Source organism: Thioclava sp. IC9, from assembly GCF_002213225.1.
Taxonomy (GTDB): Bacteria; Pseudomonadota; Alphaproteobacteria; order Rhodobacterales; family Rhodobacteraceae; genus Thioclava; species Thioclava nitratireducens.
On the sequence record NZ_NBNX01000001.1, the window covers coordinates 960,062 to 986,142 of the forward strand.

Annotated in this window: 23 protein-coding genes; 17 read left to right on the top strand and 6 right to left on the bottom strand. The window is 64.0% G+C overall.

Going from position 1 to position 26,081, the window contains the following annotated elements; genetic code table 11:
* Positions 1 to 40: 40 nt before the first annotated feature.
* The 12 genes from B6V76_RS04400 (at position 41) to B6V76_RS04455 (ending at position 10,256) form a co-directional block, all read left to right on the top strand.
* Complete coding sequence (locus tag B6V76_RS04400) at positions 41 to 913, top strand: sugar ABC transporter permease (protein WP_075774606.1); 873 nt, start codon at positions 41 to 43, stop codon at positions 911 to 913.
* A gap of 4 nt (positions 914 to 917) precedes the next feature.
* Positions 918 to 1,748: a carbohydrate ABC transporter permease gene (locus B6V76_RS04405; protein ID WP_075774605.1), complete on the top strand. Its 831-nt coding sequence runs from the start codon at positions 918 to 920 to the stop codon at positions 1,746 to 1,748.
* Between the two features lie 12 nt (positions 1,749 to 1,760).
* The gene (locus B6V76_RS04410; RefSeq protein WP_088726757.1) at positions 1,761 to 2,756 is read left to right on the top strand and encodes an ABC transporter ATP-binding protein; all 996 of its coding nucleotides are present in this window, start codon (positions 1,761 to 1,763) and stop codon (positions 2,754 to 2,756) included.
* Positions 2,753 to 3,517 carry an L-iditol 2-dehydrogenase gene (locus B6V76_RS04415; RefSeq protein ID WP_075774603.1) on the top strand — a complete coding sequence of 255 codons (765 nt, stop codon included), beginning with the start codon at positions 2,753 to 2,755 and terminating at the stop codon, positions 3,515 to 3,517. The genes B6V76_RS04410 and B6V76_RS04415 overlap by 4 nt, the downstream gene beginning before the upstream one ends.
* A 1-nt stretch (position 3,518) precedes the next feature.
* Positions 3,519 to 4,985, top strand: a complete 1,467-nt coding sequence (locus B6V76_RS04420) for a mannitol dehydrogenase family protein (RefSeq protein WP_088726758.1) — start codon at positions 3,519 to 3,521, stop codon at positions 4,983 to 4,985.
* A gap of 126 nt (positions 4,986 to 5,111) precedes the next feature.
* Positions 5,112 to 6,257 carry an acyl-CoA dehydrogenase family protein gene (locus tag B6V76_RS04425; protein ID WP_075774601.1) on the top strand — a complete coding sequence of 382 codons (1,146 nt, stop codon included), beginning with the start codon at positions 5,112 to 5,114 and terminating at the stop codon, positions 6,255 to 6,257.
* The gene (locus B6V76_RS04430) at positions 6,254 to 7,300 is read left to right on the top strand and encodes an enoyl-CoA hydratase/isomerase family protein (RefSeq protein WP_075774600.1); all 1,047 of its coding nucleotides are present in this window, start codon (positions 6,254 to 6,256) and stop codon (positions 7,298 to 7,300) included. Before B6V76_RS04425 ends, B6V76_RS04430 begins: the two co-directional genes overlap by 4 nt.
* Positions 7,297 to 8,169, top strand: a complete 873-nt coding sequence (gene mmsB, locus B6V76_RS04435; protein WP_088726759.1) for a 3-hydroxyisobutyrate dehydrogenase — start codon at positions 7,297 to 7,299, stop codon at positions 8,167 to 8,169. The genes B6V76_RS04430 and mmsB overlap by 4 nt, the downstream gene beginning before the upstream one ends.
* Positions 8,170 to 8,277: 108 nt before the next feature.
* Positions 8,278 to 8,475 carry a DUF2892 domain-containing protein gene (locus B6V76_RS04440; RefSeq protein ID WP_075774598.1) on the top strand — a complete coding sequence of 66 codons (198 nt, stop codon included), beginning with the start codon at positions 8,278 to 8,280 and terminating at the stop codon, positions 8,473 to 8,475.
* A 187-nt stretch (positions 8,476 to 8,662) separates the two neighbouring features.
* Positions 8,663 to 9,088 carry a hypothetical protein gene (locus tag B6V76_RS04445; protein ID WP_075774597.1) on the top strand — a complete coding sequence of 142 codons (426 nt, stop codon included), beginning with the start codon at positions 8,663 to 8,665 and terminating at the stop codon, positions 9,086 to 9,088.
* A gap of 236 nt (positions 9,089 to 9,324) precedes the next feature.
* Entirely contained in the window at positions 9,325 to 9,672 is a 348-nt protein-coding gene (locus tag B6V76_RS04450) for a hypothetical protein (protein ID WP_075774596.1), read from the top strand.
* Between the two features lie 152 nt (positions 9,673 to 9,824).
* Positions 9,825 to 10,256: a hypothetical protein gene (locus B6V76_RS04455; RefSeq protein ID WP_075774595.1), complete on the top strand. Its 432-nt coding sequence runs from the start codon at positions 9,825 to 9,827 to the stop codon at positions 10,254 to 10,256.
* Positions 10,257 to 10,287: 31 nt separating this feature from the next.
* Here the strand turns inward: B6V76_RS04455 and uvrA are convergent, their stop codons facing one another.
* Positions 10,288 to 13,149, bottom strand: coding sequence for an excinuclease ABC subunit UvrA (gene uvrA, locus B6V76_RS04460; RefSeq protein ID WP_088726761.1), 2,862 nt, complete (start codon positions 13,147 to 13,149; stop codon positions 10,288 to 10,290).
* A 287-nt stretch (positions 13,150 to 13,436) separates the two neighbouring features.
* Between uvrA and B6V76_RS04465 the strand changes: the two genes are divergently transcribed.
* Positions 13,437 to 13,805, top strand: a complete 369-nt coding sequence (locus B6V76_RS04465; RefSeq protein WP_075774593.1) for a rhodanese-like domain-containing protein — start codon at positions 13,437 to 13,439, stop codon at positions 13,803 to 13,805.
* Positions 13,806 to 13,935: 130 nt separating this feature from the next.
* Complete coding sequence (gene htpX / locus B6V76_RS04470; RefSeq protein ID WP_088726762.1) at positions 13,936 to 14,877, top strand: zinc metalloprotease HtpX; 942 nt, start codon at positions 13,936 to 13,938, stop codon at positions 14,875 to 14,877.
* A gap of 219 nt (positions 14,878 to 15,096) precedes the next feature.
* On the opposite strand, the gene lpdA is transcribed toward htpX, so the two are convergent.
* The 5 genes from lpdA to B6V76_RS04495 form a co-directional block, all read right to left on the bottom strand.
* Complete coding sequence (lpdA, locus tag B6V76_RS04475) at positions 15,097 to 16,491, bottom strand: dihydrolipoyl dehydrogenase (RefSeq protein ID WP_075774591.1); 1,395 nt, start codon at positions 16,489 to 16,491, stop codon at positions 15,097 to 15,099.
* A gap of 36 nt (positions 16,492 to 16,527) precedes the next feature.
* Positions 16,528 to 17,112, bottom strand: coding sequence for a DUF924 family protein (locus tag B6V76_RS04480; protein WP_075774590.1), 585 nt, complete (start codon positions 17,110 to 17,112; stop codon positions 16,528 to 16,530).
* 84 nt (positions 17,113 to 17,196) lie between these two features.
* Entirely contained in the window at positions 17,197 to 18,492 is a 1,296-nt protein-coding gene (locus B6V76_RS04485; protein ID WP_075774589.1) for an MFS transporter, read from the bottom strand.
* Between the two features lie 87 nt (positions 18,493 to 18,579).
* On the bottom strand, positions 18,580 to 19,641 hold the full coding sequence (gene queA, locus B6V76_RS04490; protein ID WP_075774588.1) for a tRNA preQ1(34) S-adenosylmethionine ribosyltransferase-isomerase QueA: 1,062 nt from the start codon (positions 19,639 to 19,641) through the stop codon (positions 18,580 to 18,582).
* A gap of 8 nt (positions 19,642 to 19,649) precedes the next feature.
* Positions 19,650 to 23,030 (bottom strand): AsmA-like C-terminal region-containing protein, encoded by a 3,381-nt coding sequence (locus B6V76_RS04495; RefSeq protein ID WP_166504539.1) that lies wholly within the window; start codon positions 23,028 to 23,030, stop codon positions 19,650 to 19,652.
* Positions 23,031 to 23,209: 179 nt separating this feature from the next.
* Here B6V76_RS04495 and B6V76_RS04500 point away from each other — a divergent pair, with 179 nt between their 5' ends.
* The 3 genes from B6V76_RS04500 (at position 23,210) to B6V76_RS04510 (ending at position 25,919) form a co-directional block, all read left to right on the top strand.
* Positions 23,210 to 23,713 carry a peroxiredoxin gene (locus B6V76_RS04500; protein WP_088726764.1) on the top strand — a complete coding sequence of 168 codons (504 nt, stop codon included), beginning with the start codon at positions 23,210 to 23,212 and terminating at the stop codon, positions 23,711 to 23,713.
* Positions 23,714 to 24,067: 354 nt separating this feature from the next.
* Entirely contained in the window at positions 24,068 to 25,384 is a 1,317-nt protein-coding gene (locus tag B6V76_RS04505) for a M23 family metallopeptidase (protein WP_088718836.1), read from the top strand.
* Positions 25,374 to 25,919: a polymer-forming cytoskeletal protein gene (locus B6V76_RS04510; RefSeq protein ID WP_075774585.1), complete on the top strand. Its 546-nt coding sequence runs from the start codon at positions 25,374 to 25,376 to the stop codon at positions 25,917 to 25,919. The genes B6V76_RS04505 and B6V76_RS04510 overlap by 11 nt, the downstream gene beginning before the upstream one ends.
* Positions 25,920 to 26,081 lie beyond the last annotated feature (162 nt).

The following is a 26,081-nucleotide window of genomic DNA, read 5'->3' on the forward strand; positions in this document are numbered from 1 at the left end:
GTGCCTCTTTTTTCAACTTCCGATAACCGGAGCCGGACCGATGTCCACGCAAGCCTCGCGCTCTGCCGCGCGTCTCATGATTTCGCCATCCGTCATCCTGCTGTTCATGTGGATGGCCGTGCCGCTGGGCATGACGATCTGGTTCTCGTTCCAGCGCTACAACCTGCTGATGCCCGGTCAGGGCGGCTTCGTGGGCTGGGACAATTACTATTACTTCCTCACCGATCCCGCCTTCTTCACTGCGCTCAAGAACACTTTGGTGCTGGTGGGGGGCGTGCTGCTGATCACCGTGATCGGGGGCATCCTGCTGGCGCTGCTCCTCGATCAGCCGATCTTCGGCCAGGGCATCGTGCGGGTTCTCGTGATCGCGCCCTTCTTCGTCATGCCGACCGTGTCCGCACTGGTCTGGAAGAACATGCTCTACAATCCGGTGAACGGCATTTTCGCCTATATCGCCAAGGCGATAGGGCTACAGCCATATGACTTTCTCGCCCATGCGCCGATGCTTTCGATCACCATAATCGTGGCATGGCAGTGGCTGCCCTTCGCGACGCTGATCCTGTTGACCGCGCTGCAATCGCTGGATTCCGAGCAGCTGGAAGCCGCCGAGATGGACGGCGCGGGCGCGCTGTCGCGGTTCTTCTACATCATGCTGCCGCACCTCGCGCGGGCCGCGACCGTGGTGATCCTCATCCAGACGATCTTCCTGCTCTCGACCTTCGCGGAAATCCTCGTGACCACGAATGGCGGGCCGGGCAACGCGTCCACCACGCTCACCTACCTCGTCTATGTCCAGTCGCTGTTGCAATTCGACGTGGGCGGAGGCGCCGCGGGCGGTGTGATCGCCGTGATCCTCGCAAATATCGTCGCGATCTTCCTGATGCGGATGATCGGCAAGAACCTGGAGGCGTAATCCAATGGCGCGCAAAATCTCCAACCGCCGCCGCACGATCATGTCCGTGATCGCATGGGCGCTGGCCTTCGTGATCTTCTTCCCGATCCTCTGGACGATCATCCTGTCGTTCAAGACCGAGGGCGACGCGATCAAGGCGCCGTGGGACGTGCTGACCTCGGCCTGGACCGTCGATAGCTACCATCTCGTTCAGGAGCGCTCGAACTACTTCCGCCACTTCATGAATTCGGTGGTGATCTCGTTCGGCTCCACCCTGCTGGCGTTAATCGTCGCGATCCCCTCGGCCTGGGCCATGGCTTTCGTGCCGGGCAAGCGCACCAAGGACGTGCTGATGTGGATGCTGTCCACCAAGATGATGCCCGCCGTGGGGGTGCTCGTCCCGATCTACCTGATGTTCCGCGACTGGGGCCTGCTGGATACCCGGACCGGTCTGGTCATCGTGCTGTGCCTGATGAACCTGCCGATCGTGATCTGGATGCTCTTCACCTATTTCAAGGAAATTCCGAAGGACATCCTCGAGGCCGCCCGTATGGATGGCGCGACCTTGAGCGGCGAGATCCTCTACGTGCTGACCCCGATGGCCGTGCCCGGCATCGCCTCGACGCTTCTGCTGAACGTGATCCTCGCCTGGAACGAAGCCTTCTGGACGCTGAACCTGACGGCGGCGAATGCCGCCCCCCTCACCGCTTTCATTGCCGCCTATTCCAGCCCCGAAGGGCTGTTCTACGCGAAACTCTCTGCCGCCTCGACGCTGGCTATCGCACCGATCCTGATCCTCGGCTGGTTCAGCCAGAAACAGCTGGTGCGTGGCCTGACCTTCGGCGCCGTGAAATAAGGAGCTAAACCCATGGGACAGATTACCCTCAAGGGCGTCCGCAAGGCCTTCGGCGATGTCGAGGTCATCCCGCCGCTCGATCTGGAAATCAACGAAGGCGAGTTCGTCGTCTTCGTCGGCCCCTCGGGCTGCGGCAAATCCACCCTTCTGCGCCTGATCGCGGGTCTGGAAGACGTCTCGGGCGGCGAAATCGAGATCAACGGTCAACCTTCGAGCGACCTGCCCCCCGCCAAGCGCGGTCTGGCGATGGTGTTCCAGAGCTACGCGCTCTACCCGCATATGTCGGTGCGCAAGAACATCGCCTTCCCGCTGAAGATGGCAAAGCTGGACGCGGCGGCGGCCAAGGAGAAGGTCGACAATGCCGCGCGCATCCTCAACCTGACCGACTATCTCGACCGTCGCCCCGGCCAGCTTTCGGGCGGTCAGCGCCAGCGCGTCGCGATCGGTCGGGCCATCGTGCGCGAACCGGCGGCGTTCCTTTTCGACGAACCGCTGTCGAACCTCGATGCGGCGCTGCGGGTGAACATGCGGCTGGAGATCTCGGAACTGCACCAGAAGCTCAAGACCACGATGATCTACGTCACCCACGATCAGGTCGAGGCGATGACCATGGCCGACAAGATCGTCGTGCTGCACGCCGGCCGGATCGAACAGGTTGGCTCGCCGCTGGAACTGTATCGCTCACCGCGCAACAAGTTCGTCGCGGGCTTCATCGGCTCGCCGAAGATGAACTTCATCGAGGGCGACGAAGCTGCGAAATACGGCGCCGACAGCATCGGCATCCGCCCGGAGCATATCGAGGTCTCGACGACCGAAGGCGCGTGGGAGGGCACGGTCGGCGTGTCCGAGCACTTGGGCTCCGACACGTTCCTGCATGTCGAAACGAAGCATGGCGTGATCAACGTGCGCGGCGGCGGCGAGATCGGGCTGCATTCGGGCGACAAGGTCTACCTGACCCCCGACCTCAATCAACTCCACAAATTCGACGCGCAAGGACAGGCAATCTGATGCGACTGAATGGCAAACGCGCCCTGATCACCGGGGCAGCCCGTGGGATCGGCCGCGCTTTCGCGGAGAAATACATCGCGGAAGGCGCGGAGGTCGTGATCGGCGATATCGACATCGCGCGGGCCGAGGACACCGCGGCCGAGATCGGCGCGGTCGCGCTCAAGCTCGACGTGACCGACGCGGCGAGCATCGACGCCGCGATGGAGAAGATGCGCGCCTCGGGCGGGATCGACATCCTGATCAACAACGCCGCGATCTTCACCGCCGCGCCGCTCGTGGAAATCACCCGCGAGGATTACGCCCGCGTCTTCAAGATCAACGTCGAAGGCACGCTCTTCATGATGCAGGCGGCGGCGAAGGAGATGATCGCGCAGGCCCGTGGCGGCAAGATCATCAACATGGCGTCTCAGGCCGGACGTCGGGGCGAGGCATTGGTCGCGGTATATTGCGCCTCCAAGGCCGCCGTCATCAGCCTTACGCAATCCGCGGGGCTGAACCTGATCGAACATGGCATCAACGTGAACGCGATCGCGCCCGGCGTAGTCGATGGCGAGCATTGGGACGGCGTCGATGCCTTCTTCGCGAAATACGAGAACAAACCCCTGGGCCAGAAGAAAAAAGAGGTCGGCGAGTCCGTCCCCTATGGCCGCATGGGGACCGCCGCCGACCTGACCGGCATGGCCGTTTTCCTCGCCTCGGACGAGGCCGAATACATCGTCGCCCAGACCTACAATGTCGACGGCGGAAACTGGATGAGCTGACATGACACTTTCCAACGACACCCTCTCCGAGCTTCCCGCAGACGTGGCGCGCCCCGGTTACGACCGCGCAGCGCTCACCCCCGGCATCGTTCACATCGGCTGCGGCAATTTCCACCGGGCGCATCAGGCGGTCTATCTCGACGATCTGTTCAATTTGGGCGAAGGCCATGACTGGGCGCTCATGGGCGCGGGCGTTCGACCGGGCGATGCGAAGATGCGCGATGCGGTTCTAGCACAGGACGGGCTCTATAGCGTGATCGAGCTGGACCCGGCGGCGAAATCGGCCCGCGTGATAGGCTCGATGGTTGGTTTTGCCGGAGTGGCCTCCGGAAATGCGCCGCTGATCGCCGCCATGTCGCAGCCCAGCGTTCGGATCGTGTCGCTTACCGTGACCGAGGGCGGCTATTACATCGACCCGAAGACCGGCACGTTCAGCCCGACCCATCCCGACATTCAGGCCGATGCGGCCAATCCGGACCATCCCGAGACCGCGTTCGGCGCGATCATCGCCGCGCTGAAGGCGCGCCGAGCCTCGGGCGTGCCGCCCTTCACCGTGATGTGTTGCGATAACGTCCCCCATAACGGCCATGTCACACGTGACGCGGTTTGCGGACTGGCGGAACTGTCGGACCCGGAACTGGCCGCCTGGATCAAGACCAATGTCGCCTTTCCGAACTCGATGGTGGACCGTATCACCCCCGCCACCGGCCCGCGCGAGCGCGCGCTGGCCCAAAGCTTCGGGATCGAGGACGCCGCCCCCGTCACCTGCGAGCCCTTCCGGCAATGGGTGATGGAGGACAATTTCCCGGCAGGCCGCCCCGCGCTGGAGAAAGTCGGCGTGACCTTCACCGATGCGGTCGACCGGTTCGAGACGATGAAGATCCGTATCCTCAATGGCGGGCACGCGATCATCGCCTATGCCGCAGGCCTGCGGGACATCGAATACGCGCATGAGGCGATGGCCGACGATCAGATCCGCGCCTATCTCGACAAGATCGAGACGACCGAGATCCTGCCCATCGTGCCGCCGGTGCCCGACACCGACCTGAACGATTACAAGCAGCTGATCTTGAGCCGCTTCTCGAACCCGGAAGTGGCCGACACGATCCGCCGCCTGTGCCATGACGGCTCGAACCGGCAACCGAAGTTCATCATCACCTCGATCAGCGATTGCCTCGCTCAGGGCCGGGATTGCACCGGGCTGATCCTCGAGAGCGCGCTCTGGTGCCGCTATTGCTACGGCACCAGCGAGACCGGCGCCGAGATCGCGCCGAACGATCCGAATTGGGATCGCCTCGTCGCGCAGTCGAAGCTGGCGAAGGAGCGTCCCGCCGCGTGGCTGGAGATGTCCGAGATCTACGGCGATCTGGCCGAGAATGCCGAGGTCGTGGCGAAATTCACCGCGCTTCTCAATGACGTCTGGGCGCGCGGGTCGCACTCGGTGATCGCGGATTATTTGACGGGCTGACGGCACGCTTGCACTTGCACAAGCTCCCCCTTGCAAAACTCTCGCAAGGATTCGAAATTAAACGGGTGTTCAATTCATCCGGTTGAGGTCGAGCCTTTACCGAAAGTGAGCTCGGGGAGGAGTTTCATGGATTACGCGCTCAGCGAGGAACAGCAGGCCATTTTCGACATGGCTTATGCCTTCGGGCAGGACGAGATCGCCCCCCATGCGGACGCGTGGGAAGAGGCTGGCACGATCCCGAAAGAGCTCTGGCCGAAAGTGGCCGAGCTGGGTCTGGGCGGCATCTACGTCTCCGAAGACTATGGCGGATCGGGCCTGTCGCGCCTCGATGCCACGCTCGTCTTCGAGGCGCTCGCGATGTCCTGCCCCGCCGTGGGCTCGTTCCTGTCGATCCACAACATGTGCGGCGGCATGATCGACAAGTTCGGCTCGGACGAGGACAAGGCGCGCTGGCTGCCCGATCTGGTCAGCATGAAAAAGGTCTTCTCCTACTGCCTGACCGAGCCGGGTTCAGGCTCGGACGCAGCGGCGCTGCGGACCAAGGCCGAGCGCTCGAACGAAGGCTGGGTCCTGAACGGTACCAAGGCGTTCATCTCGGGCGGCGGCTATTCGGATGCCTATGTGACGATGGTACGCACCGGCGATCCGGGGCCCAAGGGCATCTCCACCGTGGTCGTCGAGGACGGCGCGAAGGGGCTCAGCTTCGGCGGGCTGGAGCGCAAGATGGGCTGGAAGGCTCAGCCGACCGCGCAGGTGCAATTCGACGATTGCCACATTCCGGCGGAGAACTTGCTGGGCGAAGAGGGCAAAGGCTTTACTTACGCGATGGCGGGTCTCGATGGCGGGCGTCTGAATATCGCGGCCTCCGCCCTGGGCGGCGCGCAGGCCGCGCTCAACAAGACGCTGGCCTATATGGGCGAGCGCAAGGCCTTCGGTAAATCGCTCGACCAGTTCCAGGCGCTGCAATTCCGCCTCGCCGATATGGAGGTGAAGCTGGAATCCGCGCGCACCTTCCTGCGTCAGGCGGCATGGAAGCTCGACAACAAGACCCATGATGCGACGAAGTTCTGCGCCATGGCTAAACTCTATGTGACGGATGCCTCATTCGATGTGGCAAACCAATGCCTGCAATTGCATGGTGGTTACGGCTATCTTGCCGATTACGGGATCGAGAAGATCGTGCGCGACCTGCGCGTGCACCAGATCCTTGAAGGCACGAATGAAATCATGCGGCTGATCGTCAGCCGCGCGATGCTGGCGGAGCGTGGATGACCGAAGAAACGATGATCGCGAGAAAGGAAGGCCACGCCGGACGGCTGACCTTCAATCGACCCAAGGCGCTCAACGCGCTCGATCACGAGATGGCCATGGCGATCGAGGCGGCGCTCGACGCATGGCGCGACGACCCGGAGGTCGATCTTGTCGTGATCGACGCAGCGGGTGATCGCGCCTTCTGCTCGGGCGGCGACATCGCCGCCGTCTACCGGGCCGGGATCGCTGGCGATTATGCACCGGGACGCGACTTCTGGCGCGACGAATACCGGATGAACGCAAAGATCGCGGAATATCCCAAGCCCATCGTCGCCTTCATGCAGGGCTTTGTCATGGGCGGCGGTGTCGGCGTCGGCGGCCATGCCAGCCACCGGATCGTGGGCGAAAGCACGCAGGTCGCGATGCCGGAAAGCGGGATCGGGCTGATCCCGGACGTGGGCGGCACGCTCTTGCTGGCGCGCGCGCCGGGCCACGTGGGCGAATATCTCGGCCTCACGGGGGCGCGAATGAACGCAACCGACGCGCTCTATGCCGGGTTCGCCGATATGTTCGTGCCCGAGGCCGATTGGGAGGAGTTGAAGACCCGGCTCATCGAGACCGGCAATATCGACACCCTGCCCCATCCGCGCACCCCGCCCGAACCCGGCAAGCTCGAGGGCCTGCGCCCCGAGATCGACCGCATCTTCTGGGCCGAGAACCTCAGCGCGATCGTCGCCAAGCTCGAGACTTCGGGCAGCGAGTTCGCCGAGAAGACCTACAAGACGGTGCTGCGCAACTCCGCGCTGTCGATGGAGGCGACGCTGCGCCTGATCCGCATGACCCGCGCCGAGAACACGATCCGCGCCGCCCTCACCCATGAGTTCCGCTTTACCTGGCGTGCGGCGGAGCTAGGTGATTTTCTTGAGGGCGTGCGGGCGCAGATCATCGACAAGGATCGCAATCCGCAATGGAAATATGCTCTGGATGCGCTGCCGGAAGAGGCGGTCGCGCAGATGCTGGAGCCGCTCGGCCCCGAATGGGCCATCTGGGAGGAGACGACATGAAAATCGCATTCATCGGGCTTGGAAACATGGGTGGGCCGATGGCGGCCAATCTGGTCGCCGCGGGTCACAAAGTGATCGGCTTCGACCTCACCGCCCCGCCGCCCGAGGGCGTGGGTCGGGCGACGACCGCAGCGGCGGCGGCGCAGGAGGCCGAGGTCGTCATCACCATGCTCCCCAACGGCCAGATCCTGCGCGACGTCGCGAAGGAAGTGATCCCGGCGATGCAGGAAGATGCGGTGCTGTGCGATTGCTCGACCGTCGATGTCGACAGCGCGAAAGCGGTCGCGGCGATGGCGGCAGAGCGCGGCCGCGGTTCGCTCGACGCGCCTGTCTCCGGTGGCGTGGGCGGCGCGACCAACGGCACGCTGACCTTCATGGTGGGTGGTGACGCGAAAAGCTTCGAGATCGTGAAGCCCCTCTTCGACGTGATGGGCCAGAAGGCCGTGCATTGTGGCGAAGCGGGCGCGGGTCAGGCGGCCAAGATCTGCAACAACATGATCCTCGGCGTGACGATGATCGCGACGTGCGAAGCCTTCGCGTTGGCCGACAAGCTGGGCCTCGACCGCGAGAAGATGTTCGACGTGGTCTCGACCTCCTCGGGTCAGAGTTGGTCGATGAACACCTATTGCCCGGCGCCGGGCGTCGGCCCGCAATCGCCCGCCGACAACGATTACAAGCCGGGCTTCGCCGCCGAGCTGATGCTCAAGGACCTGCGGCTGAGCCAGCAGGCCGCCGAGAGCGCCGATGCCGACACGCCGATGGGCAAGCTGGCCGCCGCGCTCTATTCGGCCTTCGTGGAAACCGAAGGCGGCAAGGGCCGCGACTTCTCGGCCATGCTGCCGCGTTTCGAAAAGCGCAGCCGCACCTGAATTCCGAGCGGAGGCGCGTCACCGCGCCTCCCGCAGTTAATCCTTGCCGCCTGAGTTCGCGTAACAGTATCAAGTTGCAAGGAAGCTGCGCCACGGAAAGGGCTTTGAATGTTCAAGAACAATGTCGGCGGCATCGACCGCACTCTGCGCATCGTGGTCGGGCTGGCCCTGATCATCGCCTTCTTCATGACCCCGCCCGGCCCCTATCGCTGGCTTTTCTGGGTGGGGCTGATTCCGCTCGGGACCGGGTTGCTGGGCACCTGCCCGCTCTACTCGATGCTCGGCGTCAATACCTGTAAGAAGTAACCCCAGAAGCCTGATTTCGCCCCGCGGGCGAGCCGGACCCCGCCGAATGACCGCGCGTCTTCGGCGGGGTCTTGCTTGTGAGAGGGTTGCGCGTGGATAAAGCCCGATTTCGCGATGGAACGGCTGGCCAGCTACGTTCATTTATATCCCAACACGCGCATGAGCGCGTCAGGAAAGGAGAGGTCACATGAAACACCTGACCCAGCTTACCCTCGCCGCTGCCCTCGGGGCGAGCCTTCTGCCCGGGGCCGCCCTTGCTGACGGCCATGGCCACGGCAAATGGAAGAACGACCGCGGCCACGCAGAGCGCGATTACAGGGGCTGCCCGCCCGGACTGGCCAAGAAGAACAATGGCTGCCGTCCGCCCGGTCTCGCCAAGAAAAGCTATCGCCACGACGACGAGCGCGACGACGAATGGCGGGACGCGGAGCGCCGTTGGCGCCGCGGTGACCGGATCACCGGCGACTACGTCCTGATCCGCGACCCGAACCGCTACGGCCTGAACGACAATCGCACCTATTGGCGCTCCAACGGCTACGTCTATCAGGTCGATCGCCAGACCGGCGAAGTGCTCGCTCTGATCGGACTCGCGCGTTCGATCCTCGGCTATTGACTTCGCAGACGCAGCGTCAACCGCGACATAGCGCCGCATCTGAACACGAGGCCTTCACGTAAAGTGGAGGCCTTTGTGATTTGACACGGAAATATCGTAATTTTTTATTAAGCAATAACAGCAACTTACAGCGCGCAACAGCTTTCGCTTCTACGCATGGCGGCAATGCGGAATCTGCAATGGACCTTTTCGCCGCAATGCGGCATTTGGTCCCTCAAGACGAAAGGAAAACGCGCATGACTTATCTCCCCCGTGTCGCGCTGATCGCGGTGATCGGCGCAGCTTTTACCCCGATGGCAGCTCTCGCAGATGGTCCGATGAGCGCCGCAGGTTCGAAAATGGCAGCAAGCGTCTCGGTCGCGAACCAGTCGCATGACCAGAAGCCCTCGGTTCGCAACGACCTGCTGTGGCAAGTTGGCCAGCAGATCACCGAGAACCACGTTCGCCTCCGCCAGCCCGCCGCGTTCGGCCTGAAGGCTGACGCGACCTACTGGCGCTCGTTCGGCTACATCTACGAAGTCAGCCCCGAGAGCGGCGAAGTGCTCGCCCAGGTCGGCAAGGCCACGGACATTGTCGGCTTCTGAGCCACAGTCCAGACGGAAATTGAAAAACGGGCGGAACCACTCCGCCCGTTTTTTATTGTCCTCGAAAGGTTGGAGGACAGAAAGATGTATCGATTCTCAATTTCGTTGCCCGATGACACGCGCGTGGATAGGCTTTCAAGATGAGGATCGTGATGCGCCCACTCGCCCTAATTGCGCTGACCTGCGCCCTGCCCGCCCTCGCCTCTGCCGAAGGATCGGCGCAAGGGGTTCAGGTAATGCGCGGTGGAAAGATCGACATGGGTAGCCCCGCAGCGCAGGAAGCCAAAGCTTCCGCAAAGGCCGCGCCGGAGTGCAAGACGCTCACGACGGGCGACACGTTCTGCAAGGTCGCCACGACGAATGGCACGTCACGCTGGGTACTGCAGGGTCAGATGGAGCCCGAGTTCAGCGTCGGCGATGTGTTTCCGGTCTATCAGCACTCGATGATCCTGAACCTGCGCCGCTACGATCTGCCGATCGTGACCGGCGCCTGGCGCTACTACAACGTGCGCGGCGTGATCTACAAAGTCGGCGCGGAAGACCACAAGGTCATGGAAGTCATCGGCCGCACCGCGCGGCGCTGAGCCCGCGCGCCCGCGCCCAGAGCGCGGCGGATCACTCCGCCGCGACCTTCACTCCCAGCATCTGCGCAAGGTAATGGCCGGTATGGCTGCGCGGGTTGGTGGCCACTTCTTCCGGCGTGCCGACCGCCACGATCTCGCCGCCGCCATCGCCGCCCTCGGGGCCGATATCGATGATATGATCGGCCGTCTTGATGACGTCGAGATTGTGCTCGATCACCACGACGGTGTTGCCCTGCTCCACGAGGCTGTGCAGCACCTCCAGCAGTTTTCGAACATCTTCGAAGTGCAGACCGGTCGTCGGCTCGTCGAGAATGTACAAAGTGCGACCTGTGGCGCGTTTCGACAGTTCCTTGGACAGCTTCACCCGCTGCGCTTCGCCGCCTGACAGCGTCGTTGCCTGCTGGCCGACCTTGATATAGCCAAGGCCCACCTCCATCAACGCGTCCATCTTCTCGCGGATCGAGGGCACTGCCTTGAAGAACTCCTGCGCGTCCTCGACCGTCATATCGAGCACATCCGCGATGGACTTGCCCTTATACTGGATTTCAAGCGTCTCGCGGTTGTAGCGCTTGCCCTTGCAGGTCTCGCATTCGACATAGACGTCGGGCAGGAAGTGCATCTCGATCTTGATCACGCCGTCGCCCTGGCAGGCCTCGCAGCGCCCGCCCTTCACGTTGAAGGAGAACCGCCCCGGCTTGTAGCCGCGCGCCTTCGCCTCCGGCAGACCGGCGAACCAGTCGCGGATCGGGGTGAAGGCGCCGGTATAGGTCGCCGGGTTCGAGCGCGGCGTGCGCCCGATCGGGCGCTGGTCGATGTCGATGACCTTGTCGAGATGCTCCAACCCCTTGATCGTATCGCAGGGCGCGGGCGTCTGACGCGCACCATTGAGCCGCATCGAGGCGGTCTTGAACAGGGTCTCGATGGTGAGCGTGGACTTGCCCCCGCCCGAAACGCCGGTGACGCAGACGAACTTGCCGAGCGGGAACTCGGCCGTGACGTTCTTGAGGTTGTTGCCGGTCGCACCCACGACCTTGAGCTTCTTCTTGTTGCCCTTGCGCCGCTCGGTCGGGACCGCGATCTCGCGCGTGCCGGACAGGTATTGCCCGGTCAACGACGCCGGATCGGCGGCAATCTCTTCGGGCGTGCCGCGCGAAACGACCTGACCGCCATGCACGCCGGCGCCCGGGCCGATATCGAAGACGTAATCGGCATGGCGGATCGCATCCTCGTCATGCTCCACCACGATCACCGTATTGCCCTGATCGCGCAGGTTTTTCAGCGTCTGGAGGAGGCGGTCGTTGTCGCGCTGGTGCAGGCCGATCGACGGCTCGTCGAGCACGTAGAGCACGCCCGTCAGGCCCGAACCGATCTGCGAGGCCAGCCGGATCCGCTGGCTCTCGCCGCCCGACAGAGTGCCCGCCGCGCGGCTCATGGTCAGGTAATCGAGACCCACATTCACGAGGAAGCCGAGGCGTTCGCGGATTTCCTTGAGGATCGCCGTCGCGATTTCGTTCTTCTGGTGCGAGAGGCTGCCCGGCACGGTGACGACCCACTCATGGGCCTCCTTGATCGACATCTCGACCACGTGGCCCACATGCTTGCCGCCGATCTTCACGGCGAGCGCTTCGGGCCGCAGGCGGTAGCCGCCGCAGGCGTGGCAGGGACGGTTGTTCTGATAGCGCTCCATCTCCTCGCGCGACCAGGCAGAGTCGGTCTCGCGGTAGCGGCGCTCCATGTTCGGGATGATCCCCTCGAAGGTGCGGCTGACCTCGTAGACGCGGCCGCCCTCGTCGAAGCGGAACTTGATCTCTTCATCGCCCGAGCCGCGCAGGAACAGCTCCTGCACGTTTTCCGGCAGATCCTTCCACGGCTTTTTCGGATCGAAGCCGTAATGTTTCGACAGCGCCTCGATCGTCTGGGTGTAATAGGGCGATTTCGTCCGCGCCCAGGGGGCCAGCGCCCCGCCCTGCACCGAGAGCGTCACGTCGGGCACCATCAGGCGCTCGTCGAAGAACAGTTCGACGCCGAGGCCGTCACAGACCGGACAGGCCCCGAACGGCGCGTTGAACGAGAACAGGCGCGGTTCGATCTCGGGGATCGTGAAGCCCGACACCGGACAGGCGAAGTTTTCCGAGAAGGTCGTGCGTTCGGGCTCCCCCTCGCCTTCGCGCGGCGCGCTCTCGAAGATCGCGATGCCGTCGGCGAGGTCGAGCGCGGTGCGGAAACTGTCGGCCAGCCGCGTCTCCATCCCCTCGCGCACGACGACGCGATCCACGACCACGTCGATGTTGTGGCGGAATTTCTTGTCGAGCGTCGGCGGTTCTTCCAGCTCGTAGAACTCGCCATTCACCTTCACGCGCTGAAAACCTTGCTTGCGCAGCTCGATGAATTCCTTGCGATATTCGCCTTTGCGGTCGCGCACGATCGGGGCGAGCAGATAGCCGCGCGTGCCCTCCTCCATCTGCATCACGATATCGACCATATCCTGCACCTGCTGCGCCTCGATCGGCTCGCCGGTGGCGGGCGAATAGGGCGTGCCCGCGCGGGCGTAGAGCAGACGCAGGTAGTCGTAGATTTCGGTCACGGTGCCGACGGTGGAGCGCGGGTTCTTCGATGTCGTCTTCTGCTCGATCGAGATCGCAGGCGACAGACCCGAGATGTGATCGACGTCGGGTTTGCCCATCATGTCGAGGAACTGGCGCGCATAGGCGCTCAGACTTTCGACATAGCGGCGCTGCCCTTCGGCATAGATCGTGTCGAAGGCCAGCGAGGATTTCCCGGAGCCCGACAGCCCCGTGATCACCACGAACTGGTCGCGCGGAATATCGACATCCACGCCCTTGAGATTGTGCTCGCGCGCGCCGCGCACTTCGATGAACTTCAGTTCAGCCATCCACGCCCCCTTTATCACCAGCCCTAGATAGGTGTTTCCCCGCGAGTCTCCAATCCAAATCTGCGAACGAAATGTGAACTTTCTGCATGGCGGCAATGTCGCGCGTATCCGTCGCGCCGCTTGCACGCCTCGCAGCCCGATCAAAATTGCGGCAATTAGGCATTAAATTCCATTTCTTGAATGTATTTTCAACGGGTTTCGCGCTATCACTCTTGAAAGCGGTCCGGTATTTGCCACATGAACCGGGAAACGGGCCTGCGGGTCACGCGAATACAAGAGGTAACGACATGCTGAATTTTCTTCGCCCTTCCGGTGGCAACCGGGTCGAGCGCATTGCCCCGCAGGACGCCGTCGCCAAGGCGAAAGCCGGTGAGCTGACCGTGGTCGACGTGCGTGAGGGCATGGAAGTGAAAAGCTCGGGCAAGGCCAAGGGCGCGCTTCATATCCCGCTCGCGACGATCCGCATGAAGGCCGACCCGTCGAGCCCGGAGAAGCATCCCGACCTCGACCCCGCGAAGCCGGTCGCGCTCTATTGCGCCTCGGGCGGGCGCTCGGCAGGTGCGGCGCAGATGCTCGTCCAGATGGGCTACGCCGAAGTCTACAATATCGGCGGTCTGGGCGACTGGCACGCAGGTGGCGGCGAGATCGAGCGCTGATCGCGCACTGTGTCGCATGATTTTGAAGGGGTCCCGCCGGGGCCCCTTTTGTTTTGCGCAGCCGATGGAATTGCGTGGGCGTGGCGCGTGCCTATATCGGATGCGTAACGATCAAAGGGTGAGACCGACAATGGGTTATGCCAAGACTGCGATGCTGATGGCGGCGATGACGGCGCTGTTCATGGGGCTGGGCTACCTGATGGGTGGTGCGACCGGCATGGTGATCGCGCTGATCTTCGCCGCCGGGATGAATGTCTATTCCTGGTGGAATTCGGATAAAATGGTGCTGCGGATGCATAACGCGCATCTGGTGGCGCCGGGCGACCGCGCGGGGCTGAACGCGCTGGTCGGGCAACTGGCCAAGAATGCCGACCTGCCGATGCCCGCCGTCTACCTGATCGACACGCCGCAGCCCAATGCCTTCGCCACTGGCCGCAACCCCGAGAACGCCGCCGTGGCGGTAACCGCCGGGCTGATGCAGAGCCTGTCGCGCGAGGAGTTGTCTGGCGTGATCGCTCACGAGTTGGCCCATATCAAACACCGCGACACCGCGATCATGACCGTGACGGCGAGCTTCGCCGGTGCGATTTCGATGCTGGCAAATTTCGCCCTGTTCTTCGGCGGCTCGCGCGAGCGGATGGGGATCATGGGCACGCTGGCGATGATGTTCCTCGCCCCGATGGCGGCGGCGCTGGTCCAGATGGCGATCTCGCGCACACGCGAATATGCGGCCGACAAGGAAGGGGCTGCGATCTGCGGCAACCCTCTCTGGCTGGCCTCGGCGCTGCAGCGGATCGAGGCTGGCGCGCGTCGGGTCGAGAATGTCGCCGCCGAGCGCAATCCTGCGACCGCGCATATGTTCATCATCAACCCGCTGAGCGGGCACGGCGCGGATAACCTGTTCGCCACCCACCCCTCTACCGAGAACCGCGTTGCAGCGCTGCGCCAGCTTGCGGGCGGTACGGGTGCGCGTCGTGAGCGCGCGGCCCCCGCGCCGGCTACGGGCGATTGGAGCGGCGCGCGCTCGATGCCGAAAGTGCGGCGGAAGGGCAAAGACGGACCTTGGTCATGACCAGCACGGGGCGACCAGCCCCGAGCCGCGCCCGACCCTCCCCCCGGGAGGGCGCATTGACGATGTCAGCGCAGGCGCATCCGACTTGCGGACTTGCAGGATAAACCGCCCGGCCACGGGCGACGCGCAGCGCCCACCCGAGGCTCGGGCGCGCCCCTTATCACCAAAACAAAAAGGCCGGGGTTCCCCCCGGCCTTTCGCACTTCCCGGCACATCCGATCAGAAGTGGATCGCGCGCCCGTAAGCGTCGAGCACCGACTCGTGCATCATCTCCGACAGGGTCGGGTGAGGGAAGACGGTGTTCATCAGGTCTTCCTCGGTGGTCTCCAGCTGGCGCCCCACGACATAACCCTGGATCAGTTCGGTCACTTCCGCGCCGACCATGTGCGCGCCCAGCAATTCGCCGGTCTTCGCGTCAAACACGGTCTTCACCAGCCCCTCGCTCTCACCCAAGGCGATCGCCTTGCCGTTGCCGATGAAGGGGAAGCGGCCAACCTTGATGTCGTAGCCCGCCTCTTTCGCCTTCGCTTCCGTCATGCCGACCGAGGCGACCTGAGGCTGGCAATAGGTGCAGCCCGCGATCGAGCCCGGCTTGACCGGATGGGCGTGCTTGCCCGCGATCAGCTCGGCCACCATCACGCCCTCATGGCTCGCCTTGTGCGCGAGCCACGGTGCGCCCGCGATATCGCCGATGGCATAGAGCCCGTCGACGCCGGTGCGGCAGTATTCATCGGTCACGACATGGGTGCGGTCGATCTTCACGCCCGCCTCTTCAAGGCCCAGATCCTCGACATTGCCGACGATACCGACCGCGGAGATCACGGTGTCGACTTCCAGCGTCTCGGTCTTGCCGCCCTTGTCGAGCGTTGCGATCACCTTGTCGGCCTTGCGGTCGAGCTTGGTTACCGTGGTCTTCTCGCGGATCGTCATGCCCTGTTTTTCGAACTGCTTCTTGGCGAATTTCGAGATTTCCTCGTCCTCGACGGGCAGCACGCGATCCATCACCTCGACGACCGTCGTCTCGGCGCCGAGCGTATTGAAGAAGCTGGCGAATTCGATACCGATCGCGCCCGAGCCGATGACCAGCAGTTTCTTCGGCTCATGCGGCGGATTGAGCGCGTGCTTGTAGGACCAGACGCGTTTGCCGTCGGCCTCGAGCCCCGGCAGGTTGCGCGCCCGCGCGCCGGTGGCCAGCACGATATTCTTGGCGGTCAACTCTTCGCTACCCTTGTCGGTTTTCACCGAAACCTTGCCCTTGCCGGCAAGTTTCGCGGTGCCCATCACGACATCGACCTTGTTCTTCTTGAGCAAGTGGCCGACGCCCGAAGCGAGCTGCTTGGCCACCCCGCGCGAGCGTTTCACCACCGCGTCGAGATCGTAGCCGAACTTCTCGGCGCTGAGGCCGAAATCCTTCGCGCGCTCCATCAGGTGGAACACCTCGGCCGAGCGCAGAAGCGCCTTCGTGGGAATACAGCCCCAGTTCAGGCAGATGCCGCCCAGATGCTCGCGCTCCACGATCGCGACCTTGAGGCCCAGCTGTGCGCCCCGGATGGCGCTGACATAGCCCCCCGGCCCTGCCCCGATCACGATCATGTCGTAGGTTTTCGATGCCATGTCTTCCCTCCGGTCAGAAACTGGTTTGGCATTAAACTATTTTGCGGACAGCTTCAACTCATCCGCATCCGCAAGCGCCTTGCGGTAGCCGCCCTGCTCCATGAATGCCTGTTCCTCGGGCGTTGTCTCGCGATCTAGCGCGGAATTGCGCCAAGGGAAGCGCCCGAACCGTTCGATCACTGAACGATGTGCGAGCGCGTGGCGCAGGTTATCTTCCGAGCGCCAGCGTTCGGAGAACAGGGTCACCGCCCGGTCCTGATCGGCAAGCTCTTCGGAATGCATGAAAGGAAGGTAGAAGAATTGCTGCAGCGGCGGCCCGATCTGCAGGTCGAACCCTTCGGCGATGGCGCGATCGGCATGGCGCCGTGCCATCGGGTCGGTCTGGAAGGCGCGCGGATCGTCTCGGAACATGTTGCGCGGGAACTGGTCGAGTAGCAGCAGAAGCGCCAGCGCGCCCTGCGCGTTGCGCTCCCATTCGGTCAGCGCGCCTTGCGCGCCTACCTGCCAGAGCGGCGCGTATCGACGCCGGATCGCGGCGTCGATCTGCTCGCTCGACTGGTACCAGTATTTCTCGCCGACCTCGATACGCCAGAAGCGTATAATCTCGTTGATGCGATCCATGGTGACGGCCCTCCCCTGCCGTGCCTGCCCCGCTGTCATCAGATCATGGTAGGGCAAGCGCAGAGGCAGGCAAAGGGCCTTGCATCAGGCGGCGGCATCCTCGTTCTTCGCAGCCTCGGTCTCGGCTTCCTCTTCGCTGGCCGCTTCGGCCTCCTCCTGCGCGACTTCCAGACGCGCCTCGACCGCCACCGCGGTCGCCGTCGGCGAGAGCAGCGTGTAGGAGCCGGTCTCGTCCACCGAAGGCGCTTCGCGGCGCGTCATCCGCCACACTGCATAGCCAGCGATCGCGGCGCAGAGCACACCGATATAGAGGAAGAACCCGCCCGGACCCATGACGCTCATCAGCCAGCCCGTCACCAGCGGCCCCGCCACCGCGCCAAGCCCGTTTACGAACATCAGCCCCGCAGATGCGGCCGCCATGTCAGAGGAATCGAGATAGTCGTTGGTATAGGCGATCAAGAGCGAATAGAGCGGATTGGCCACACCGCCGATCAGCGTTGCACCGATCAGCAGCACCCAGAAGGGTGGGTTGAGCGCGAAGATCGTGAACGTCACCACCGCGCCCGCGAGTGCCGCCCCCATGATCACGCGGCGCCGGTCCATTCGATCCGAAGCCCAGCCGATCGGATATTGCAGCACGAGGCCGCCAACGTAGATCGCCGCCACGAAGGCCGAAATCTGCTTCACGTCGAGCCCTTCGGCGGTACCCCAGACCGAGGCCATGCCGAACATCGCCGAGATGATTCCACCCAGCAGGAAGAGCCCCACCATGCCCAGCGGCGAGGCTTCCCAGAGCCGCTTGAAGGTCATGCGCTGGATCGTCTCGAAGCTGGGCGCGGGCGAGGCGGCGAGCAGAATCGGCGTGAAGGACAGCGACACCAGAACCGAGGGGATCACGAAGAGGAGATACCCCGCCGGGTCGCCCACGTTCAGCAGCGCCTGCGCCGTGACGATGCCGAACATCTGCATGATCATGTAGAGCGACAGCGCCTGGCCGCGCGTCTCGTTGGTCGAGCCCGCGTTCAGCCAGCTTTCCGCCGTGATATACACGCCCGAGAAGGAGAAGCCGATCAGCACGCGCATAGCGACCCAGGCAGGCCAGTTCGGGAAAGCCGCGTAGAGGATCAGTACCGCCGAGATCAGCGAGCCGAGCGCCGCGAAGACGCGGACGTGACCGACGCGCGCGATCATCTCGGGCACCATGCGCGACCCGAACAGGAAGCCCGCGAAATAGGCCGACATCACGAGCGACATGTAGAAGGTGTTGATGCCCTCGATCTTGCCGCGGATACCGAGCAGCGTGCCCTGCATCCCGTTGCCGACCATCAAGAGCATGATGCCCAGCAAAAGCGGCCATGTCTGGCGCAGCACTAACAGCATATCGGTCTCCCGGGGGCCTGAATTGGATTGCGTCGTCCCGCGGCATCTAGTCCGCGGCGACAACATTTCCAAGCCCTGAAAGCGACTCTAGGGAATTAGAAGCGACGCATCGCCGTAAGAGAAAAAACGGTAGCCCGTCTTAACCGCATGATCGTAAATTTTGCGTATGCGATCTTGCCCCATCAAGGCCGAGACGAGCATCAGCAGCGTCGATTTCGGCAGGTGGAAATTCGTCATCAGCGCGTCGGTGATGCGAAACTCGAAGCCGGGATAGATGAAGATGTCTGTGGCATCGCGGAAGGGCACGATATGGCCTTTCGCGCCGCCCTCGGCGCGTGCGGCGCTCTCGATCAGGCGCAGCGCGGTGGTGCCGACGGGAATGACGCGGCCGCCTGCGGCCTTGGTCGCGTTGATCTCGGCCGCTGCCTGCTCGCTCACTTCGCCCCATTCGGAATGCATCTTGTGCGTGGTGACGTCCTCGACCTTCACCGGCAGGAAGGTGCCCGCGCCGACATGCAGCGTCACTTCGGTGAACTCCACGCCCTTGGCGGCCAGCGCCTCCAGCAACTCGCGGGTGAAATGGAGGCTGGCCGTGGGCGCCGCGACCGCGCCGGAATGGCGGGCGAAGACGGTCTGATAGTCGCGCTTGTCCTCGTCATCGGGGGCGCGCAGCGCCGCGATATAGGGCGGCAGCGGCATCGCTCCGGCCTCGGCCAGAGCCGCGTCGAAATCCTCGCCCGTGAGGTTGAAGCTGAGCCGCAGCTGGCCGTCCTCGATCGCCTCGACCTTGGCCGAAAGCGCGTCGGAGAAGACGATCTCCTCGCCCTCCTTCACCTTGCGCAAAGGCTTCGCCAGCGCGGACCATTCGCCGCCCGGTGCGGGCTCCAGAAGCGTCACCTCGACCTTCGCGACCACCTCGCCCTGTGCGCTCTGCCGGGTCCGTGTGCCCGCCAGCCGCGCCGGGATCACCTTGGTATTGTTGAGCACCAGCCGGTCGCCGGGGCGGAAGATGTCGACCAGATCACGCACGTGGCGATCATGAATTGTATCACCTTCGGCTAACAACAATCGTGCCGCATCGCGCGGGCGCGCAGGTCGCGTCGCAATCAGCCCCTCGGGGAGCTCGAAATCAAAATCGTCTAGCTTCATCTTCAGCCTTATTCGCTCAGCACCTTGGGCGGCGCCGCCCGGAACAGCTCACGCAATCCGCCGGGCGCCAGAACCGACAGCGGGTTGATCGAGACCTTCGGCGCGTCGGCGCTTCCGCGCAGAGAGTAGTTGAAGCCGAAGAGCCCTTCCCCCGCCTTCGAGATGACCTGACCGATCCCGTTCACGAGATAGAAAGGCGAGATCACGCCCTTCATGTTCAGCGTCTTCGATTGCGGGTAGTAGTTGCCCGTCATCGTCACCCCCATGGAGGCCCCTACGGCGGCGCCCCGTGTGACACTCACCCCGTTGGGCGTCAAGCGGAAGGCGCCATCGACGGAACTGAACAGGATGCCCTCGCCGCTCAGCTGTTCCAGCAGCCCCACGCCCGAGGCCGCCGACAGCAGTGAGGCCAGAACCGGCGCGTCCTTCACCCGCAGGTTCGCGACGGTGAGCTTGCCGTCATAGCTTTTCTGCCCAACCGGCGTCAGCACCAGCGTGCCCTGCCCGCCGCGCGCCTTGGTGAATATTCCGGTTGCCGCCAGCGCCTGTCCCGCATCTTGCGTTTGCGCCCGGACTGCGACGCGCCCGCCCGCGGCGGGGATCACCGTGCCGTCGATCGGCGCGCTGCCGTTCAACTGTCCCTGGAACCGGCCCGACAGACCGCCCCGCGTACTGAAATCGCCGCGAAACCCGGTGAGCGCGATGCCGTCCGTTATCTGCACCCGGTCGAGGGCTGCATTAATCGACGTGCTGCCCCCACCGCCTGCGCCGGCCCCGCCGCTGCCGCCCAGATCCGCCTGTGCGAGGTTCAGATCGCCGGAGGTGACATTCACCTTCGGCGGGCGCGCCTTGCCCTGGCCTATCAGATCGACGCTACCGTCGAACCAGTTGCCGACGCTGAGGCGCGAGAACCGCGCCCGGTTCAGCCCGCCGCCCTTGTTCAGCGTGATCCCGCCCTGTGCCTTCAGCCCCGCCGCGCTCAGCGACAAGCTGTCGATATTGGGTGGCGCGCCGAGCGTGCCGGAAATCTTCAGATCGCCCGCGCTGCCCGCAGGTTTGCTCCACCCGATTTCCGGGATCGACAACCGCACCCCCTGCAGCGCACTGGTGAAGGTGAAGGCGGTCGGCTGATCCTTGCGCAGATCGAGCGCGATACGGCCTTTGCCCGCGCCACCCACCATACCGTTCGGCAAGGCAATCCCAAGACGATCCAGCCCGTCGGCGCTTACATCGACCGTGCCCGCAACCTCCGAGCGGCCCTTGTGCTCCGGCCCGAATTTCTGCGTCCAGGCTGCATCGAACCCGACACCGGACAGTGTCCCCTTGCCGGAAATCGTCATCCCCTTGGGATCGGCGTTCAGCGTCAGCAAATCGGCCCGCAGCGTCCGGTTGGGCACCAGCGTGTCGGTCTTCACCTCGGTCAGCCGGGCGGTGACATCGAAACCGATCTCGTCCTGCGGCACCTTGGGTTTAAGCGGTAGCCGGATTACCGAACGCGCCTCGGCCCAACCCTGCGCGATATCGGTGCTCATGCCTGCCTTGCTGAGAAACTCGAAAGGCGGCTGATCGAGCAGCGACAGCGCCGCCGGGATCGGCGAGCGGGTCATCAGCGTGACCTCCGCCGGGGCTGGTTTGATGCGGATATCGGGCACGATGAGCGACGAGCCCGTCACCTCGATCCGGCCGCCCGACGGCGCGGTCACATGCCCCTCCTCGACCTTGAGCGCCTGACGCGTGTCGATGATCGTGGCAAAGCCACGGCCCTGCTGAACGGGCGGCAAGGTGTTGATGATCCGCACATCCGCGCCGCGGAACTCGTAGCCAAGCGCCAGTTTCGGCTGCGCCCCCGGCACCAGCCGCAGCGCGACGCGGGCATTGCGCAGTTGGCCGGTGGTCACGTTCTTCTCGAGCCATTCGCGGGTCTTCGGCACCACCGCCGGCGGCCAGAGCGCGAGCAGCTTGGTCTGGTCGATCTGGTCGATCCCGGCATCGAGCGCGACTTTCCAACCGTCCTTCTCGGCGCTGACCTTGCCGCGCGCCGAAATCGTTGTGTCGCCCTGATCGTTCAGCTCCAGCTGCCCGATATCGACGCGGAACGGATCAAGGTTGAGCCGGAAGTCGACCGCGCCTTGCGCGAATTGCACAGGGCTCTCGAACAGACCCGCTGGGTCGAGCTGCAGATCGGAAATCGCGATCTGGCCGAGGATCTCCTTCGGCACGCCGCCCTCGAGATCGCGCAGATAGGTGTGGCCTGCCGCCCGCAGCCGCAATGCCCTGCTGTTGAGCGAAAGCGTCGAGACCTCGACGCGCTGCCGCTTCGGATCATAGCTGAGATAGAGCTTGCCGTTCTCGATCGGGATCGGCTTCACGCCCTCGTTGGGCCGGATCGCGCCGCGCCCGATCTCGAGCATCGCGTTCATCCCGGTCAGTTCGCCCTTGTCGTTCAGCCCGGAGCGCAGCGCCCCCGAGATCGGCGCATCGAGCACGCCGAGCGCCGCGAGCGCCGGCGCCTGCACCGCGAGATCGCGCGCCGGAAGCGCGGTCACGGCAGCCCCGAAACTCGCTTCGCGGCTGGCCTTCTGCGTGGTCATCGACAGCGCGACCTGCGCCGGCTTCGCCCGACCACTACCCAGATCGAAGCCAAGCGCAACAGAGATTTCGCTATCGCTCTGCGTCAGTTTGAACCTGCCGTCGCTGACCTTCCAGAGCCGGTCGAGACGTTCGTCCATCAGCCGGAGTTGCAGGTCTTCGGCGCTGATCTGCTGCAGCTTGGACAGCGCTGGAACCTCGAGCGTTTTTTCAAAGGTCTCAATGAGATCGGAGGCATTGTTCAGGTCGATATTGGCGAAGCGATTGCCGCCGCCGAAATCGAGATCGAGCTTGCCATCGGGCAGGCGATGCAGCGAAAGGCTCGCCCCGCGCAGCCGGAACGAACGCGGCTCCACCCGCCCGCGCAGCAGCGGCTCCGCCCAGAGCGTCATGCGCAGCTCGGGCAACACCGCGATCGGCAGGCCCGAAGGCCGCTCGAGCCGCACCGTGTTCAGCCGGATTCGCGGCCGGATCCCGTCATCGATATAGAGATCGATCCCGCCGGATAGCCGAACCCGCATCTGCCCCTGCAACGCGTCATTGGCGCGTGTCTCGATGCGGGAAACAACCCATTGCGGTACGGCGACCGCGCGATGCGTGATGACGAGAAAGGCCCCGGCGGCCACGATTCCGAGAAACAGGAAGCTGAGAACCAGCAAGAGCCCGGTGCGCGCCCTGCGGCCGCGACCTGCCGACGTTTCCGCCCCGGTGGCGACCGTCTCGGCATCGCCCGTCGACGCTTTGCCCGCCCTATCGGGCGTGCCAGACGTTTCGCGGCTATCGGGACGCTCTCTCTCCATACCGTTCGTCTTGCGCCCGTTGGCTCGGGGCCGTTTCTCCCTCGGAAGCGGCGCGTGCCGACCCCGTCTCATCTGCCGGGCCCACCGCGCGCGGTCTTGCCCGGGTCTCCTGCCTCGTGGTTAAGTCTCGCGCAAGCGGGCGTGGAAAGTAAGCCCCGAACTTGCAAGGAGGTTCCCCAATGATCGAGACAGGCGAAAAAGCGCCGGACTTCACTCTGCCCGCCACGGGTGGCAAAAGCTTCGAAACACTCGGAAATCCGATCACGGAGGAGGGCAACCTGACGCTGTCGGCCTTCGCCGGCCGTCCGGTCGCGCTGTATTTCTACCCCAAGGACAACACGCCCGGCTGCACCACCGAGGCGCTCGATTTCACCCGGCTCGCCCCGGATTTCGCCGCCGCAGGCGCGGTCGTTGTCGGCATTTCCAAGGACAGCCTGAAGAAGCACGAGAATTTCTGCGCCAAGCATGACCTGGGGATATATCTGGCCTCCGACGATGATGCGGAAACCTGCGAAGCTTACGGTGTCTGGGCCGAAAAATCGATGTATGGCAAGACCTTCTGGGGCATTGTTCGCGCGACCTTCCTGATCGACGCAGACGGCAAGGTGGCGAAGGTCTGGCCGAAGGTGAAGGTCAAAGGCCACGCAGAAGAGGTGCTCGGCGCCGTCCGAGACCTCTGCTGAGCGAAACCCCGAAAAGGCGCTTTCCCGGGCGTCCGCCCTCGCGACGCGGCGCCCGTCGCACGGCGACCGCCAGCGGCAAGCGCGGATCACACCAACGTGACGCCCGCATGACCGGCAGGACCTAAACCGCCGGGAAGTCCCGTCGTTTGGGCAAGAAACCGCTCATACCGCGCGCGCGAGGGAACCGTGACCGAATGTGCCCGGGAAAGAGGTTGCCCGGACCTGCCCCCCTTGGTAATCCCTTTGGCCAAGGGCGGAGGACTTATCCACAAGCAGGACGGGTGCACCGCCGCGAGCGACGCGCGGCCCCTTCGTGGTCGCCCTTGATCCGAAACAAACACAGGACCGACCGGCTTGCCTAGACGCATTCTCGACCGCCTGAACACCCGTCTCGAGCGCATCCTGCCCGAACAGCGGCTGTTTCTGAAATCAGACAGCGCCACGCGGTTCGTCCGACTGCGCCCCCTCACGCAGGCGAGCGTCTTGGCGATTGGCGCTGGCGTATTCGTGTGGTCGATGGTCGCGACCTCGATGCTCTTCATCGACGGGATTTCCTCTGGCGGGGCCGCGCAGAACGACAAGGTTGCGAAAATCGCTTTCGAGCGACGCCTCGACGCGCTCTCGCAAGAGCGCGACGCCCGCGCGGCCGAGGCTCTCGCCGCTCAAGACCGCTTCCAGACCGCCCTCGAGCAGGTCTCGAAGATGCAATCCACGCTGCTCGCCTCGGAAGAGCGCAAGCGCGAGCTGGAAACCGGGATCGGTGTGATTCAGGCGACCCTGCGCCGTACCATGGAGGAGCGCGACAACGCCCGCCTCGCACTCGCCAAGGCCGAGGGCAAAGGCCCCGATGCCGGCCCCACCCCGGCAGCCCGCGCGGAGGACATGGCGAAAACGGTCGACATGCTGACCAGCGCACTCGGAGAGACAGCCAAGGAACGCGACACAGCGAATGCCGACGCCAAGACCGCGCAGCTGCAGATGGACAAGATCGCGCTGCAGAAGCGGCTTCTCGAACAGCGCAACGACGAGATCTTCACCACGCTCGAAGGCGCCGTGAAAATCTCGATGGAGCCGCTCGACAAGGTGTTCAAGCAGGCCGGCATGGACCCCGATCACGTCCTCAAGGAGATCAAGCGCGGCTATTCGGGCACCGGCGGGCCGCTCTCGCCGATCTCGCTCTCGACCAAGGGCACAGCCGATCTCGACGGCGATACCGCCCGCGCCGAGAACATCCTGCGCAAGCTCGACGAGATGAACATGTATCGCATCGCCGTCGACAAGCTGCCGCTCTCGATGCCCGTGAAGGCGCATTTCCGGTTCTCCTCGCCCTTCGGTTGGCGCTGGGGCCGGATGCATGAGGGCGTCGATATGGCGGCTCCGATCGGCACCAAGGTCTACGCGCCCGCCGATGGCGTCGTGATCGCAGCCGAGCACGAGCGCGGCTACGGCAACATCATCAAGATCCGCCACGACTTCGGCATCACCACCCGCTACGGTCACCTGAACAAATTCCACGTGAAAGTCGGGCAAAAGGTGTCGCAAGGCGAGTGGATTGCTGATATGGGCAATACCGGACACTCCACGGGACCGCATCTGCACTACGAGGTCCGGCTCGGAGGCAAGCCAATTAACCCGATGACCTTCATCAAGGCTGGTAAGAATGTTTTCTAAATCGAAAATCCATGAACCGGGCCCCAAGGCCGACGGCGACAAGCCCAAATCCGCTGAAAGCGCGACCGCTCCGAGCCGCCCCACGTCCAGCTCGAGCGACTACACGCCGAGCTCCGCGCCGCGCTCCAAGCCCGCGCCCTCGGTTCTCTCCTCGGACCTGACCATCACCGGCAACGTCAAGACGACCGGCGACATCCAGATCGAAGGCACCGTCGAAGGCGACATCCGCGCCCACCTGCTGACCGTCGGCGAAAGCGCCACGATCAAGGGTGAGATCATGGCAGACGACGTCGTGGTCAATGGCCGCGTCGTGGGCCGTGTGCGCGGCCTGAAGGTGCGCCTGACCTCGACCGCACGCGTCGAAGGCGACATCATTCACAAAACCATCGCGATCGAGAGCGGTGCGCATTTCGAAGGCTCGGTGCAGCGTCAGGACGACCCGCTGCAGACCGGTCAGGGCACGCCGAAGCTCGCGCCGCCGGCCTCCGAGGCTGCTGCGGCCGCTGCGGCTCCGACGGGTTCGGAACAGAAATAAAATCAGGCGATAGCCAGAGCAGGAGGGGCGGCCGATCGGGTCGCCCTTTTATTTTGCGCCGGTGCCATTTCCGAGCGGGCAGCAGGGGCGCTGCCCCTCTTCGCATTCGCGAATTCACGCCGGGATATTTGCGCCAAGCCGAAAGAATATCCAGTTTTCTCG

Coding starts and splice junctions, on each gene's coding strand:
- B6V76_RS04400 (WP_075774606.1), top strand. CDS start 41: ATGTCCACGCAAGCCTCGCGCTCTGCCGCGCGTCTCATGATTTCGCCA.
- B6V76_RS04405 (WP_075774605.1), top strand. CDS start 918: ATGGCGCGCAAAATCTCCAACCGCCGCCGCACGATCATGTCCGTGATC.
- B6V76_RS04410 (WP_088726757.1), top strand. CDS start 1,761: ATGGGACAGATTACCCTCAAGGGCGTCCGCAAGGCCTTCGGCGATGTC.
- B6V76_RS04420 (WP_088726758.1), top strand. CDS start 3,519: ATGACACTTTCCAACGACACCCTCTCCGAGCTTCCCGCAGACGTGGCG.
- B6V76_RS04425 (WP_075774601.1), top strand. CDS start 5,112: ATGGATTACGCGCTCAGCGAGGAACAGCAGGCCATTTTCGACATGGCT.
- B6V76_RS04430 (WP_075774600.1), top strand. CDS start 6,254: ATGACCGAAGAAACGATGATCGCGAGAAAGGAAGGCCACGCCGGACGG.
- mmsB (WP_088726759.1), top strand. CDS start 7,297: ATGAAAATCGCATTCATCGGGCTTGGAAACATGGGTGGGCCGATGGCG.
- B6V76_RS04440 (WP_075774598.1), top strand. CDS start 8,278: ATGTTCAAGAACAATGTCGGCGGCATCGACCGCACTCTGCGCATCGTG.
- B6V76_RS04445 (WP_075774597.1), top strand. CDS start 8,663: ATGAAACACCTGACCCAGCTTACCCTCGCCGCTGCCCTCGGGGCGAGC.
- B6V76_RS04450 (WP_075774596.1), top strand. CDS start 9,325: ATGACTTATCTCCCCCGTGTCGCGCTGATCGCGGTGATCGGCGCAGCT.
- B6V76_RS04455 (WP_075774595.1), top strand. CDS start 9,825: ATGCGCCCACTCGCCCTAATTGCGCTGACCTGCGCCCTGCCCGCCCTC.
- uvrA (WP_088726761.1), bottom strand. CDS start 13,149: ATGGCTGAACTGAAGTTCATCGAAGTGCGCGGCGCGCGCGAGCACAAT.
- B6V76_RS04465 (WP_075774593.1), top strand. CDS start 13,437: ATGCTGAATTTTCTTCGCCCTTCCGGTGGCAACCGGGTCGAGCGCATT.
- htpX (WP_088726762.1), top strand. CDS start 13,936: ATGGGTTATGCCAAGACTGCGATGCTGATGGCGGCGATGACGGCGCTG.
- lpdA (WP_075774591.1), bottom strand. CDS start 16,491: ATGGCATCGAAAACCTACGACATGATCGTGATCGGGGCAGGGCCGGGG.
- B6V76_RS04480 (WP_075774590.1), bottom strand. CDS start 17,112: ATGGATCGCATCAACGAGATTATACGCTTCTGGCGTATCGAGGTCGGC.
- B6V76_RS04485 (WP_075774589.1), bottom strand. CDS start 18,492: ATGCTGTTAGTGCTGCGCCAGACATGGCCGCTTTTGCTGGGCATCATG.
- queA (WP_075774588.1), bottom strand. CDS start 19,641: ATGAAGCTAGACGATTTTGATTTCGAGCTCCCCGAGGGGCTGATTGCG.
- B6V76_RS04495 (WP_166504539.1), bottom strand. CDS start 23,030: ATGGAGAGAGAGCGTCCCGATAGCCGCGAAACGTCTGGCACGCCCGAT.
- B6V76_RS04500 (WP_088726764.1), top strand. CDS start 23,210: ATGATCGAGACAGGCGAAAAAGCGCCGGACTTCACTCTGCCCGCCACG.
- B6V76_RS04510 (WP_075774585.1), top strand. CDS start 25,374: ATGTTTTCTAAATCGAAAATCCATGAACCGGGCCCCAAGGCCGACGGC.